This window comes from Chengkuizengella axinellae (assembly GCF_030730905.1).
Classification (GTDB): Bacteria; Bacillota; Bacilli; order Paenibacillales; family KCTC-33759; genus Chengkuizengella; species Chengkuizengella axinellae.
Genome location: NZ_JAVAMP010000004.1, coordinates 148,569 through 163,250 on the forward strand (window position 1 = coordinate 148,569; position 14,682 = coordinate 163,250).

The 14,682-nt window shown below is 35.0% G+C and carries 17 protein-coding genes and 1 riboswitch; of the genes, 7 read left to right on the top strand and 10 right to left on the bottom strand.

The window, feature by feature from the left end:
- Positions 1–56 precede the first annotated feature (56 nt).
- Positions 57–157, bottom strand: a riboswitch (TPP riboswitch).
- A 52-nt stretch (positions 158–209) separates the two neighbouring features.
- Positions 210–1,676 (bottom strand): sensor histidine kinase, encoded by a 1,467-nt coding sequence (locus tag Q5Y73_RS11610; RefSeq protein ID WP_305992061.1) that lies wholly within the window; start codon positions 1,674–1,676, stop codon positions 210–212.
- A gap of 206 nt (positions 1,677–1,882) precedes the next feature.
- On the opposite strand from Q5Y73_RS11610, the gene Q5Y73_RS11615 reads away from it, so the two are divergent.
- Entirely contained in the window at positions 1,883–2,020 is a 138-nt protein-coding gene (locus Q5Y73_RS11615; RefSeq protein ID WP_305992062.1) for a hypothetical protein, read from the top strand.
- Between the two features lie 86 nt (positions 2,021–2,106).
- Here Q5Y73_RS11615 and Q5Y73_RS11620 read toward each other — a convergent pair whose 3' ends face one another.
- Together Q5Y73_RS11620 and Q5Y73_RS11625 are read right to left on the bottom strand one after the other, a co-directional pair.
- Positions 2,107–2,382: a hypothetical protein gene (locus Q5Y73_RS11620; RefSeq protein WP_305992063.1), complete on the bottom strand. Its 276-nt coding sequence runs from the start codon at positions 2,380–2,382 to the stop codon at positions 2,107–2,109.
- Positions 2,383–2,469: 87 nt separating this feature from the next.
- Positions 2,470–3,288: a hypothetical protein gene (locus Q5Y73_RS11625; protein ID WP_305992064.1), complete on the bottom strand. Its 819-nt coding sequence runs from the start codon at positions 3,286–3,288 to the stop codon at positions 2,470–2,472.
- An 874-nt stretch (positions 3,289–4,162) separates the two neighbouring features.
- On the opposite strand from Q5Y73_RS11625, the gene Q5Y73_RS24850 reads away from it, so the two are divergent.
- Positions 4,163–4,246 carry a putative holin-like toxin gene (locus tag Q5Y73_RS24850; protein WP_371320202.1) on the top strand — a complete coding sequence of 28 codons (84 nt, stop codon included), beginning with the start codon at positions 4,163–4,165 and terminating at the stop codon, positions 4,244–4,246.
- A gap of 550 nt (positions 4,247–4,796) precedes the next feature.
- Here Q5Y73_RS24850 and Q5Y73_RS11630 read toward each other — a convergent pair.
- From Q5Y73_RS11630 to Q5Y73_RS11650, 6 genes are all read right to left on the bottom strand, one after another.
- Positions 4,797–5,192: a M23 family metallopeptidase gene (locus tag Q5Y73_RS11630; RefSeq protein ID WP_305992065.1), complete on the bottom strand. Its 396-nt coding sequence runs from the start codon at positions 5,190–5,192 to the stop codon at positions 4,797–4,799.
- Positions 5,140–5,565, bottom strand: a complete 426-nt coding sequence (locus Q5Y73_RS11635) for a hypothetical protein (RefSeq protein ID WP_305992066.1) — start codon at positions 5,563–5,565, stop codon at positions 5,140–5,142. Before Q5Y73_RS11635 ends, Q5Y73_RS11630 begins: the two co-directional genes overlap by 53 nt.
- Before the next feature lie 63 nt (positions 5,566–5,628).
- Complete coding sequence (locus tag Q5Y73_RS11640) at positions 5,629–6,345, bottom strand: toast rack family protein (RefSeq protein WP_305992067.1); 717 nt, start codon at positions 6,343–6,345, stop codon at positions 5,629–5,631.
- Positions 6,346–6,444: 99 nt separating this feature from the next.
- Positions 6,445–6,921 carry a GNAT family N-acetyltransferase gene (locus Q5Y73_RS11645; protein WP_305992068.1) on the bottom strand — a complete coding sequence of 159 codons (477 nt, stop codon included), beginning with the start codon at positions 6,919–6,921 and terminating at the stop codon, positions 6,445–6,447.
- Positions 6,922–7,120: 199 nt separating this feature from the next.
- Positions 7,121–7,204, bottom strand: coding sequence for a putative holin-like toxin (locus Q5Y73_RS24855; RefSeq protein WP_371320203.1), 84 nt, complete (start codon positions 7,202–7,204; stop codon positions 7,121–7,123).
- 68 nt (positions 7,205–7,272) lie between these two features.
- Positions 7,273–7,956 carry a uracil-DNA glycosylase gene (locus Q5Y73_RS11650; RefSeq protein WP_305992069.1) on the bottom strand — a complete coding sequence of 228 codons (684 nt, stop codon included), beginning with the start codon at positions 7,954–7,956 and terminating at the stop codon, positions 7,273–7,275.
- A 167-nt stretch (positions 7,957–8,123) separates the two neighbouring features.
- Between Q5Y73_RS11650 and Q5Y73_RS11655 the strand changes: the two genes are divergently transcribed.
- From Q5Y73_RS11655 to Q5Y73_RS11675, 5 genes are all read left to right on the top strand, one after another.
- Entirely contained in the window at positions 8,124–9,374 is a 1,251-nt protein-coding gene (locus tag Q5Y73_RS11655) for an MFS transporter (RefSeq protein WP_305992070.1), read from the top strand.
- 93 nt (positions 9,375–9,467) lie between these two features.
- Positions 9,468–10,259 (top strand): arylamine N-acetyltransferase family protein, encoded by a 792-nt coding sequence (locus Q5Y73_RS11660; protein ID WP_305992071.1) that lies wholly within the window; start codon positions 9,468–9,470, stop codon positions 10,257–10,259.
- Between the two features lie 166 nt (positions 10,260–10,425).
- A complete protein-coding gene (locus tag Q5Y73_RS11665; RefSeq protein ID WP_305992072.1) occupies positions 10,426–11,724 on the top strand; it encodes an FAD-dependent oxidoreductase in 1,299 nt (432 codons plus the stop codon).
- Between the two features lie 37 nt (positions 11,725–11,761).
- Positions 11,762–12,631: an RNA polymerase sigma-70 factor gene (locus Q5Y73_RS11670; RefSeq protein WP_305992073.1), complete on the top strand. Its 870-nt coding sequence runs from the start codon at positions 11,762–11,764 to the stop codon at positions 12,629–12,631.
- A gap of 104 nt (positions 12,632–12,735) precedes the next feature.
- Positions 12,736–13,296, top strand: a complete 561-nt coding sequence (locus Q5Y73_RS11675) for a class I SAM-dependent methyltransferase (RefSeq protein WP_305992074.1) — start codon at positions 12,736–12,738, stop codon at positions 13,294–13,296.
- A 78-nt stretch (positions 13,297–13,374) separates the two neighbouring features.
- Here the strand turns inward: Q5Y73_RS11675 and Q5Y73_RS11680 are convergent, their stop codons facing one another.
- Positions 13,375–14,544 (bottom strand): MFS transporter, encoded by a 1,170-nt coding sequence (locus Q5Y73_RS11680; protein ID WP_305992075.1) that lies wholly within the window; start codon positions 14,542–14,544, stop codon positions 13,375–13,377.
- Positions 14,545–14,682: the final 138 nt, after the last annotated feature.

Sequence of the window (14,682 nt, forward strand, 5' to 3'; positions counted from 1 at the left end):
AAAATCCACCCTTCATACGTAAAGAGTGGATTGATGTGTAATAGTTAAAAAGTCCTACATCGTAATTTCCACTTCCCTACGCTGGAATAACCCAGATCAGGTACAAAGGGTCCAGAATTGATTCTATCTCAGCCAAACGGCTCCCCTAGTGTATCTTTCAATATTTTAACATGAATACTTGTGACGAAGCAATGAACGATTATTGACGATTATATGTGTTGATCTTGTGTTAGAGGCAGAATAACATTCACTTGGGTTCCCTCATTTTTGACACTCTTAATCTGAATGCTCCCCTTATGGTTATGTATCATTTTTTCACTTAACATAAAACCTAATCCTGTTCCTTTTTCCTTTCTGGAAAAGAAAGGTTCACCTAACTTGCACACTTCTTCTTCATCCATGCCGCAGCCATCATCTTGAATGCTGATTATGACTTTTTCATCTTCCATCATCTTTACAACAATGTTTATATTCCCTCCAAACGACATGGCTTCAATTGCATTTTTCAATAAATTTATAAATACTTGCTTCAGCTGATTCTCATCACAATCAATATGAGGGATCTTTTCTTCTACTTGCATATGTATTTTCACATTGTTTTGTGTTGCTTGAATATCGATTAACGTAAGAACGTCTTTTAAAAGCTTATGTATGTTTATTTTTTTATATGATATTTCTTGCGGTTTAGCCAATATCAACAATTCACTTAAAATTAATTCGATCCTGTGAAGCTCTGAAGTCATAACGTCCAAAACTTCCTTATTCATTTCTTTCCCATGTCTGATTAAGTTCAAAAATCCAATTAAAGAAGTCAGCGGATTTCGAATTTCGTGCACTACCCCTGCGGACAACTGACCTACAACGGCTAGTTTTTCTGATTTGATCAGCATCTCTTCTGATTGTTTGTATTTTTTTAAATTCAGAGATAATGCGTTGACTCTTTCCCCTAATAAACCTAGTTCATCTTTTCGAATCACATCCACTTGAACTCCATACTTCCCATTATGTATATCATTTAATTTTAGTAGAATCTGCTGTAAAGGTTCTACGATATATCTAGCAAAGAAAAAGCTGACAATCACAGCAACACATATAGCTAGGAACAAAATCGTAAAGTTATACAACAGCTGTTGATCTAGTACGTTTTGAATACTGGTATAGTCTAGAACAATACTGATGACATATGGACTCTCCGATGTGATAGGAACGAATACTTTCATTACTTTTTCTTTCTGGTGTGTAGATATAACACTAATCGTTTGATTAGACTCTAATACTTGTTCAATATATTCAATATCTAATTCTTCATGATAGTCTAGTCTAGCATACTGATTAAAATCGTTTATCGTAGGGTGATCACAATGATGATCTAATTCAGTATCAATGATCAATATAGGATTTTCTTGATGGGATTGGGGTTCAAATCCGGAAATCTCTAATATATTTTCATTATTACTGAACATTTTTTCTACAAAATGAGCTGGAGCATCAATATAAAAGGTTTGATCATCATATTGTAGAAACTGGGCTATCCGTTGAGCAACCGATTCCATGTCTTGCTCTCTATCTTCATGTAAAACCTCTTTACTTGAAAAATAGTTAAACGTCGTGCTTAGTAATAGAATGGAAACCACAATTGCAGAAAAAATAAGTGATAGTTTTATTTTCAGCTGCAAAATTTTCATCCCCCCTCTTCCATTACATATTTAAGGAAGAAAAAACCAATATTTATAATTATAGCTTGTATTGATTCATTAAGAAACACTTATTCGACAAATATTTTGGAATTGGGACTATAGGAGCAATTAGGGATGAATAACATTAATGCAAATATCAAAAAATAAAGAATGTATTTCAATCTTAGAGATGGGAGTGAGTTCAATTGTCCAGAAATATCAACAATAAAGCTAAACAAATGCAGCAAGGCAATGACCACGATGATGATACGGCAAAATCAAGACACAGAAACTCGACAAATGGTGAAAAAGCGGAGAAAAAGACGGTTACTAACACTTATTAATAAAATAAAGGTGAAAGCAAAGACGTTTAACTCCAACGTCTTTGCTTTCCATTTTTACTCAAGTCTATTTTAAATCTAAAGAGTTATTATCTCCCATAGTTCGTTTCATTCTCAGCTTCCTTAAGTTCATTAATTTGCTGTTTGATTCGCTCTTCGATTCTTTGTACAGGTTCTTCATTTTCGCTACCTCTAGCTTGATCTAGTGCATGTTCTGCTCTGTTAATCGCATGTTCAGCCTGCTGGAATGTGGTTTGATTCGGATGTGTTTGGGCTTGGTTTACTGCATTTTCTGCTCTTTGTGCAGAGTTTTGAGCCTGGGAGATTGGATTTTGCCTTTGCTTGCTAGTATTTTCACTTGGCATGGAAAAACCTCCAATAATTTTGGTTGTTTATTTCACTCTTTATGGTGGGGAATTCGAGGTTTTTTTATGCATGAATTTGTGTTTCCTTTATGCACTCATTTGCTGTTTATGATATATTTCATCAAGCCAGGAGGCTTTAATTTGATTATTTTCCACTAAATGAAGTTCCTTCAAGCATTTTACAATGTCTAATCCCGATATTAACTTAATGGATGATTTGCTGGAACTTAATTGTTGCTGCGCACGTTCTGTAAAATAGGAAGTTGTTATATAAACACCTATCTGACCCCGGTTCAGCTTTGTTAAAATTCGATTGATGTGTTTCATCTCTACAGGTACAGGTTGAACTGATTTTCTAACTTCTCCAATATAACTCATATGCAAAGGAAGCAGCCCATCTATTTTCATCACTCCAGAAAACAAAAACGATGTTTTTATAGGGCTCATATATTCTTTAAAAGAGCTCTCCATATTTAAAACCCTTTCACACACAGTCATAATCACTTCCTGAAATACCTCATTAGGTAGTGCATTCAAATGTTCTAATAAGACTTGTTCTCCAGTCAGTTCTTGTGGTGACATTTGTTGTATATTGTGATGAGGATTGGGACTTGTAGTAGCGATCTCTTTTTCTTCTTCCGGTGTGATTTGCTCGTGTCTAGTCCATTCATGTCTAGGTGCTCTTGAGCTCGATGCTGGTTTGACTTGATCCCAATTTTTCGTGACAGGCGTTTGATCTTTTACTACTCGTTCATACTCCGCTTCTATATCAAAGGGTTTATAGGTATAGGACTTGTTTATTGTGATTTGATCTTCGTTTGGATGGATCATCATTATTTTTATAAAGGAGTAAATGATAAATATACCTATCAGTGTAAAAAACAAAACGGTTAATTCCGTATCCATAATAAAACCCTCCTAAATGGTATAGCTTGTACTATTCACTTGAATTTAGTTAACTATATGAATTCAGGAAGAGATTTATGCTTTTATTTTCAAATTAATGATCCCTACAAAACTTAGGTTTTAGCACATCTAAAAATGAATGCTGTGGATAAAAAGAGTTATGCACAGCTGTATTTACCTATTTGCATCTATTTAAATCAATTGGATTGTATTTCAGTAAATGCTCTATTTTATACTGCAATCACCTCAAAAAAGTTGATTTCATGCTATATTGAAGCTTGCAAACACATTTGGTCACATTACGATTAGTAGAAAAAAATGAATGATCCCACACTTCTTCTGTGGAAAACCGATCACTTATCCACACTTTATCCACAAACTGTTAACAACAAATATATGTTCTCTTATCGTAAACGATGTAATGTTCATATTTAAACATGGGACGGGAGTAGATAATCAGAATACACTTGGATTAAAACAGTTATTGAGGTTTTGAAAAGAAGCTTGGGATTGAAGCAAAAGAGGAATTGTTTCCAATACAAATGGGGGATTTGCCCTAAAACATATGCAGATGTGGAGTGAACTAAAACAGCCCTTATTCAGCCAAATAGGTTAACGGTCTATTCTTGTAAGATCCAAAGCCTTCCGCCTTTCAGGCTATTGTATGGAACCGTTAGATGTTGGTAGCATCTGATGGTTACTTTTTAGTATATCATTTCTTTATTTGTTATCCTATTTTTAGCAAAAAATATACAATGCGTATTACAATTTTTTACATAAAAGAACATATGTTTTGGGAAATTATGCTATACTATCCTTGTACGATAGTTGGCTAAGGGTGGTAGGCTAATCCCTCAATAAAGGGGGTGAGGCCATGACAGTATATCAAGCGTTGTCACTTATGTTGACGTTTGGAATGCTCATTGTAGCAATTCTGTCTTTCCATAAAAGGAAATAGACCGCCCTTGTTCAGCCAAATAGGTCGCGGTCTACTTTAGTAGTATCTAAGCCTACCGCCTTTCAGCGGCTATTGTATGGAACCGTTAGATGTTACCAGCATCTGACGGTTTCTTTTTAGTTTATGCTTTCTTTAATTATTATACTATTTTTACCATGAAATATACAATAGTGTCTCCATTTTTTCACAAAAAAGAGCTTACAAAAGCAAATCAAAATGAAAGGTCGCGCTTCCATGCATCAATGATGGTTCAGAACGTTTTGTTCAGAATTCCCAACACATCCATTTGACGAACGTCAGCAATAGTTCATCCATGAACTGGGGTGGTGGCAAGCTAATCCCTTAAAAAGGGAGTGAGCCCATAACAGTATGTCAAGCGTCCTTTCACTCCAAAAAGTGAACTTTATTAATGATGGGTATGTCCGATTATTTTCCGGGAACCCTGATAAAACCATATTGTTCTACGTTTGGAATGCTCATTGTAGCAATTCTGTCTTTTCACAAAAAGAAATAGACCACCCTTATTCAGCCAAATAGGTCGCGGTCTACTCTAGTAGTATCTAAGCCTACCGCCTTTCGGCGCTATTGTATCCACTTGCCCTTTATTTACGATTTCTCCAACTTTCACAAGAATGGAATTTTGTTTTAAATGTGCAAGCATACTAAACTCACTATTTTTGTGTTCAATGATAACGCAATTCCCTTCAGGTTGATTCTCGTTCATTTCACCTGGTACATTATCCTTAATTCCATCTAGTATTTTAACTACCCTACCATCAGCTGGGGCTAATATCTCTTTATTAAAAGCGTAATAATTTTCATTCTTGTTTTTAAAACCCTTATATGATTGAGCATCTTTCTTAATGATTAAATCATATGCATATCTTTGGTTCTCATATACATAGTGATAATTTAAGAACTGATTTGTCCCGCCCCAAAAAAACAAACCATTCTTCTTTAATTGGCATGATATAAGTATTCTGTGTATACTGGCGGTCACTTTCTGGATAAGAAACGACATGATTAATCAATAACCCATGTATTATGTTACTTTCATCGAAAGAAACAGTAATTGCTTTTTTTCTTTCGCTGTCCAACCATATATAGTGCTTTATATTATTATCTAAATTGCTACTCATTTCTAAATTATATGTTTCAATCCCATGATTAAAGGATTGCCCTAACTCTATAAATTCGTCGATAGTGACTAATTGTTTTAACTCCTCAGTTGTTTGATGGTATATAGTAGAAAACCCTCCATTTAAAAAAACATTTCCGAAATCTTCTGGAGTAACCTTTATGGCTTTTTTCTCTTTCAAATATAACACCTCAACTTATATATATTTTCTTTATTTCAAATTCATCGAATATAAGTGTTTTATTTATTCTACTTTAAAAGTGACATCTCCGATCCCTAGATCCATGTTGAGTTTTATATGTTGATTAGAAGCATCATACGCATCATTAACATAAACACCTTCACCAAGCGATTTTAAATTGATATAATCAGCAGATACAATTCCTTTGTCAGTTTCTATGATGACACCAAAATCTGACGGGAGAGTAATGGTAGAACTACCTACACCTGCAGAAAAATGTGTATTGAAGCCTTGCTCCCAATCCCCACTAAGATCTAGTGTAATATCACCTACACCTGCGTCTATTTTTAAGTTATTTAATTGTAACCCTCGTAAATCTAATTCTGTGTCTGAAACTCCTGCATCTATTTGTAAATCAATAGGGATTTCATTGGTTAATTTTATATCCCAGTTATTTTGAACATCACCAATATTGTTGATTCCAAATTTGCCATCATCTTGACTAATCACAACATGACCCTTGTGATCTATAAGTTCATAAGAAACTTTCGGATCTAGTTTATCCACATTATATTCAATGTTTCCTTCCACCCATTCATTTGCTCCTTCAGATACTCGCAGCTCACCTACACCAACTTCTAAAGCTACCTCTAGTTCCGTTGAGCTATCCTTCTTAATTTCTATTGCATCCTGTTCTAAACTTCCAGAAACCGTAGTCAGACTACATGCGCTTAAAATGAGTAAGGCTGTAATCATCATTCCTAAAAACATCTTTTTCATAAAATGTCCCCCTATAATTACTTTTTCATAAATTTATTATAGACTTTTACCATATATTCTCAAAACATACTTACGACCAGTTCCAACCTAGACTTTGGTCTAGAGCTGTTTATTCATGATCACTGTTTTCACAGGGAATCCATTTGGATTTAATACTGTTTCTTCTTTTACTACTTTATAACCAATCGCTTGATACAATTGTATATTGCTAGCCAGTGCTAACCTAACTCTACAGCGCACTTCCTTCTTTTTCAAACCTTTTGCGTACTTCTCAATCCATTTAATCATCTTCTTTGCGATTCCTTTGCCTCTTGCTTGAGGTGGGACAGACAATCTTGCGAAATATAACGAGGTTTCGTCCAATTGAAGTCTTGAACAACCTAACGCTTCCCCATCTTGGTAAAATAGTATCGCTTGTTCTTTCCCCGTTTTTATTGCATTTTGAATGGAAGTTAAAGGTTCATTGATCGCACTTGAAGGAACTTCGAGGTTTCGATACTCTTCAAATGCTTCGAGCATGATTTTATGTACAATAGAAGCTTCTTTTTCTTCTGCTAGTTTAATTTCAAAGGTCATAACTTTTTTTATCTCCTTGTGGTTTTCTATTCTTCTATACTAACTGTTAAAATAATGAATACTAGTGTATAATATGAATATAATAAAAAGACCGCAGGTGCTGGAACACCTACGGTGTAACTACAGATTCGCCTTTTTTAAGGGCCTGATAGCTCATTGAACAAAGATGTAAACCGCCTCTACTAATGACAAGGGCGGTTTACTTTCGTTTGTGGAACGATAAAATCAACACAACTAACATTGAAAAAGAAATCATCAATGAAAGTGCCTGATATATTTTCATTAGCAACACCTCCTTCCTTCAAAGAAGATAGAGAAGGTGAGCTATTCCCGCCCTTGTGAGCTTTCTAATTATTTCCTACCCCAATCAATTTCCTCTTTCCCCATCTCTCTCAAAAATTCATTCACCTTTGAAAAAGGCTTACTGCCAAAGAATCCTCGATGTGCAGATAATGGACTTGGATGTGGAGATGCAATAATATGATGCTGTGGTGCAGTAATCAATTTTCGTTTCATTTGCGCTGGTCTCCCCCATAAAATAAATACAACAGGTTCCTGCCGCTCATTTAATGAAGTAATCACTTGATCCGTAAATGTTTCCCAACCCTTGCCTTTATGAGAATGAGCTTGTCCTTCTCGAACGGTTAATACAGTGTTTAATAACAAAACACCTTGCTCAGCCCATTTTTCTAAACATCCATGTTCAGGTATTAGACAATCTATATCACTACTCAGTTCTTTAAATATATTTTTCAAAGATGGTGGCGCTTGTATGCCATGCTGCACAGAAAAACTTAGACCATGTGCTTGATTTGGCCCATGATAAGGATCTTGCCCAAGAATAACCACCTTCGTATTCCCGTAAGAAGTATACTGCAGCGCATTCAAAATATGTTCTTTTTTAGGATATATCACCTGTGATGACTCATATTCTTCTCTTAAAAATTGCATTAACTGCTGATAGTAATCCTTTTCAAATTCCTCTTTTAATACATTTGTCCAATCATTGTTTAGATTAGGTACATTTATATTCATATCGCAAAACCGCTTTCTAGTCATAATTTAAGTTCGAATTTTTTTATTTGCATTATATCATACGAAAGTTGTAGTTCGTTTTAAAGCTTATTGATGAGGTGATATCTTCTAATGAAGCTTATAATTTACATATAGAAAATACAAATCAAGGAGAGGAGCCACCCCTCATGACTTCCATTTTTCAAGATCGACGTTTTATCAAAATATTAACTGCAAATGTGTTTTCCTCAATTGGTTCGGGGATTACCATGTTTGCTATTCCATGGGTTTTTGTTTCTAAGGAAGGCGGAGCAAATGCTTTTGGTTATGTCACATTGATTACAACGATCGCTTTATTTTTGGCAGCACCCCTCATCGGGAATTTAATAGACTACCACTCTAGAAAAAAATTATTGTTGTGGGGTCAATTGATTGGTTTTACTATGGTAGGATTTTTTGCATCGATTGGATTCTTAGGCATGGAATATCAAACCTGGCACTTAGTACTCTTATTTTTGACGGGATCTTTTTATTTTTCACTATTTTATCCAACGATGTTTGCTATGAATCAAGAGATATTTGACCGCAGTTTATACAAAAGCTTAAACGGCATGATGGAGATTCAAGGTCAGTTGTCTACTTTTATTGTAGCTGGAGGCATAGCGAGTATTTTACTCGAAACTGTAGATTTGCACTGGATTCTACTTATTGATGCTGTTACCTATACGATTGCTTTTCTCATTCTTTCTACTATCCCTTATATTCACTCTAAACAAACCAGTTCTAAAAGAAAATCTTTTTGGGGAAAAATGCACGAGGGATATGTCTATTTAAAGGATCAACCCTTACTTTTCTTCTTTTTATTGTCTGCGTTCATTCCATTCATTACTGTGATGGTAACCAACTATGTTTTCCCAATTTACATTGAAGCCACACTGCAAGCTAGCGGCAGTATTTATGGGCTTCAAGGAATGTTGTTTGGCTTCGGGTCCCTGCTTGCCGGCATATTCATCCCAGTGTTTATTAAAAAGTTTGGAAACGTGCAAATCATTTTGATCGGCATTTTAACCTTTACAATTTCTATGATATTCATTTCCATTTTCCCATTTACTCTGTTGTTTTTAATTCTTTCCATATTGCGTGGTTTTGGAAATGCCAGTACTAGAGTGGCTAGAAATACACTTATGATGGAAACCATTCCAAATGAAAAAATGGGCAGAGTGAACAGTTTATTTGAAACAATCGGACTTATGCTTCGAATTACGTTGATTGGCAGCTTTACTGTTGTGATACCTACTGTTGGAACTATACTACCTGTATCTATATTAAGCTTAATACTCGTTATGGCTGTTATTGTAGCATGGGTCAGCAGACGTTATTTCTCTAATGCTTCAAAGGCAAAAGTAAAAGCTAACATTTCCGATATTTCTTTACAATAAAATAAGAAAGAGAATTTTGCTTTCAGTAGGAGTTTTTATAAAATTGTAAAACCAATAGAATTCATAAATTTCAAAAAGGAAGGTGTGTTAAACATGAGCATTATGAATGTAAATGATTATTTAAAAAGAATAAAACTTCCGTCTAGCAGAACTGGAGATGCTTTCGAAGATTTGAAAAAAATGCAAATACAACACTTATATCATGTCCCATTTGAAAATCTGGATGTTGTAAACAAAGTGCCAATCGAATTGGATCTTACTCGAATTTATAAAAAAATTGTCCTTAATCAAAGAGGAGGTTTCTGCTACGAGATTAATGGATTATTTCATTGGCTGCTAAAGCAGCTTGGTTATGAAGTAAAAATGATCTCTTCCACGATCGCAAAAGACAAAAATCATTGGTATAAAGAGAATACACATTTAACGAGTATTGTAACAATTGAAAATGTAGAATATTTAGTAGAAGTTGGGGCAGGGGATACAGTACGTACTCCCATTCCTTTGAATGGAGAAATCGTAGAAGACATAAGCGGGAGATATAGAATTGACTCGGATGGGGATTTATTACAATTACAAAAATACGTTGATCATGAATGGATTCCAGTTTATCGATTCACAACAACACCTAAAGCTTATTCATTCTTTGAAGAGGTTTGCAAGTGGAATCAGACGAGTCCTGAATCTCACTTTACACAAAAAATGATTACAACAATGGCTAATGAAACAGGGAGAGTGACATTAACTAATCAAGAGATTATCACAACCATAAACGGTAAAAAAACGAAAAGAGAATATAGTCCAAATGAGCTTTCTGAATTATTAATCGATCTATTTGGCATGGATATTCCTATTATAGGTCAATCAGAATTAAACTCTTCCATATAACTCAATGCTTTTTAGTTCATGTATAAAATGTTCAGACCCAGTACTTGCTAGCAAATTCTTTGTCCATCAAGTCCTTCATCATTATCTTAACAATTCAATGTAAATAAAGTCACAAATCACCTCCGTTCCTCGTTATATTTATAAAACATATAGGAGAGTGGTTATAATGATTAAAACTGAACAGAAATGGGATGTCATCATAATAGGCGGAGGAATTGCCGGACTTACCGCTTCTATTATATTAGCCAAAGCAAACAAAAAAGTACTTATTCTTGATAAAGGAAAACACGTTGGTGGGCGTGCTATTACAGCAGAAAAAGCCGAAGGGTTGTTGAACTTAGGTCCACATGCCATCTATCCAAACGGACCTGGTGTACAGATTCTTAAACAATTAAATATAACATTACAAGGTGGATCTCCTGCGCCAAAAGGAACTTTGGTATATCAAAACAAATCTTATCCACTTACACTAAGTCCGTTCGCTCTACTCACATCAAAACTGTTAAAATGGAAGGACAAACGAGAATTCATCAAACTCATTAGCGGATTAAGCAAAATAGATACACAAACGATTCAACATACAAGTTTATACAATTGGGTCGAAACGCATCTAAAAGAGGAAAAGGTCAAAGAACTATTTTATATGCTGTGCAGACTTTCATCTTATAGCAATGATCCAAAACGTTCTAGTGCAGGGCGAATTATAGAACAAGTCAAACTAGGATTAACAGGGGTAACCTATTTAGATGGTGGTTGGCAGACACTTGTAAACCAACTGAAAGAGCAAGCCATAACTCATGGAGTATTCATTCAAGAAAACAAGCATATCATTGAAATCAACGGAACACATCCGAATATGACACTAATAGAACAATCGGGCCAAACCTACACGGGTAGTCATGTCATTTCTACATCCACACCAGCGAACACTTTAGCTATGGTGAAAACAAAGCAACCATCTAGCTTAAAAAAATGGAGCGAGAAGTGCATTCCTGTGAAAGGGGCATTCTGGGATATTGTATTGAAAAAAAACTCCAACCTAAAAGTTAAATTTGCCCTAGGACTCGATGAACCCCTTTATTATTCTGTTCATTCCGCAGTAGCCAATTTAACAACGAAACCTGACCTTCATGTCATACATTTAGGCAAATACTTATCTATAGATGACAAAATAGATCCTAAAAAAAATCAAAATCAACTAGAGCGTTTTCTAACCTCTGTCGAACCTAACTGGGAAAAGGAATTGGTATTTCAAAGATACTTCCCTTCCTTAACCGTTTATCATGCACTCCCAACAACTGACTTACCTGTCATCACACCGGAAGTTCCAGAAATTTCAGGGTTATATGTAGCAGGAGATTGGGTCACTGCAAAAGGATTGTTAGCAGACGCATCCATAACAAGTGCTAAAACTGCTGCTAATGCTGTTTTAACACCAAAAAAAGAGCTTCACCATGTAATATAGCAACATTTATTCTAAAAGTTGAAAGGAGAAATTCATCATGAGAGAGCTTTTTGATTCCTATCGCCCTTTATTATTCTCCATTGCTTACCGCATGTTAGGAACAATTGTAGATGCTGAAGATATCGTACAGGATACCTACGTAACGGCTAGCAAAACCAACCTAGACCATATCGAAAACATTAAAGCTTATTTATGTAAAATGACTACAAACCGCTGCTTGGATGTTATAAAATCTGCCCGAAAGAAAAGAGAAGTGTATGTAGGTCCATGGCTACCTGAACCGCTTGTCATGGATAACACGCATAAAGACCTTGCTGAACAGATCATTGGAAAAGAATATCTATCCACTGCTTATTTATATATGATGGAAAAATTGACTCCAATAGAGAGAACGATATTTATATTACGGGAGGCACTAAGTTTAGATTACAAAGAAATAGCTGAGATTACAGAAAAAACAGATGCAAATTGCCGAAAGATATTTAGCCGCACAAAACAAAAAATTAATATAGATCAAAATGAAACCCACTTCACATATGAAGAGAATGAACATATCGTTACCAATTTTTTGAAAGCTTTATCCACTGAAAATACACAGATGTTAACTCAACTCTTATCAGAGGATGTAATTCTTTATTCCGATGGCGGAGGGAAAGCCATTGCTGCTACAAACCCAATCCCAACTCGTTCAAAAGTGATGATTTTTTTACTTGGTATAGCCAAAAAAGGACCAAAAGACGCCGAAGTTAAATTATCGAACATCAACGGTCAGCCTGGAATCATCATTTATGAGAATAAAGTACCTGTCAGTGTCACAACCTATCGGATTGAAAACAATAAAGTAAAAGAAATCTATATTATTAGGAATCCAGATAAATTAACGAATGTTTCATATGGTCTAGGTTAGATTTGCTGAGCAATTTTGGGAAAAGTCTCATTTCCCATATCCATAGAGGATCAAGCTCTATTCAACTACTAATAATTAAAACCATTTATATAGAGGTGATTTTATTGACAGTAGCTCAAGATGAACTAAAGGTTGTCATTGGTGCAGGGGAATACAATAATAACCCTGGTTGGATTCATACACAAGAATCTGAGCTTGATTTACTAAATAAAGAGACTTGGAATCATAGATTTAAACCGAACTCGCTGAAATCCATATTGGCTGAACACGTGTGGGAGCATTTAACATTAGAAGAAGGAATCACAGCAGCAAAAATCTGTTATGATTTCTTAAAGCCTGGTGGTCATATACGAATTGCTGTACCTGATGCATTTTTCCCAGACGAATCTTATCAAGATTTTGTTAAAGTAGGCGGTCCGGGTCCCAAGGACCATCCGGCTGCAAGTCATAAAATCGTATACAACTATCATACATTGTCTGAAGTATTTAAAACATCTGGTTTTAAGGTCGTTTTACTAGAATATTGCGATGACAAAGGGACTTTCCATCATCATGAATGGCTAGCAGAGGATGGTGTTATTTTTCGTTCAAAAAAATACGATCCAAGAAATCAGGGTGAACAGATTGTTTGTCCTTCCTTAATGATTGATGCTATTAAAAAATAACTTTTTCAAGCCTAATTCGTTTTTTAATTCTCTATATTAAGCATAAGCATTACAGACACCACTTTTTTGGGCAATCACTCAAAAATGTGGTGTAACTCTTCTTTTCACTTCAATTCTTACATATACGATCAAACCGGCAATAATAAAGATACATGATGTTAAATACATGAAGCTATATCCTATTGTACTGGCTAGATATCCAAGCAAAAAAGAACCGATGGAGATCCCAATATCAGCAGACATAAAATAAGTAGCTGTTGCAGCTCCTCTTCTTTGAACCTCAACCTCCTTTATAACCAATGCATGCAAACTAGGTTGAATGAGTCCAAAACTAAATCCACCTAAAGTAGCTGCTGTTATAAAAGTAATAAGTGACCCTGCAAAACTTAACACAACCATACTTAAAATCATAAGTATTAACCCTGGGACGACAACATAAGCCGCCCCATATCGATCAGACATTTTTCCAGAAACAGGTCTAGATAAAATTAACGCAAGTGAAAATACGCCTAAAAACGTACCTGCCCACTGAGCCTCACCTATCTTCATAGCATATAAAGCAATAAAAGATACAATCCCCCCATAAATAACGTAAATAAATGATGACACTATAGATATTGGGATCGCTTTCTTTTCTATTAGTTGATCCCAATGAAATTCCTTTTTTTGTGGTTTCTTTTCCTTCCCATTTTCAGTGAATTGTATAAAATAACCTAACACAACACTGATTGCTGCAATAAATGTACAAACAATAAACATATTAGTATAACTTGTATAACTTAATAGCCACATCCCTACAAAGGGACCCACAATCATGGCTAAACTTGCAAAGGAACTATAATACCCCATTCCCTCTGCCCTTCTTTCCTGTGGAATAATATCCGCTGCGATTGTGCCTGCACTGGTTGTAGCCATACCAAAACCGAATCCATGTATTATCCTTAATAAAAATAAAATATAAATGCAAGAGATGCCTAAGTAAAAAAACATACTGATAACAAACACGATTCTACCAATTAAAAATATACCCTTCCTTCCGAATTGATCAAGCCACCTCCCTGTTAATGGACGTGAGAAAATCTGTGCCATTGAAAAAAAACCTATGATCAATCCTACTTGATTTTCATTCCCTTTTAGCACTTCTACAATAAATAAAGGTAAGGTCGGTAAAAGCATATAAAAACTACCAAACATAAAAAAATTACTAAGAGACAATAACAGAAAATTCTTACTCCAAAGTTTTGACATGTTTTACACCTACTATATTCATATGAGTTTAAAATCCAGATACAAAATCAAACCAAAAAATAAATCCCAATACATTATATGATTCTATCATACTTTATTTTCCATTGATCAAAACTCTACTGAAATAAACAATTCAAA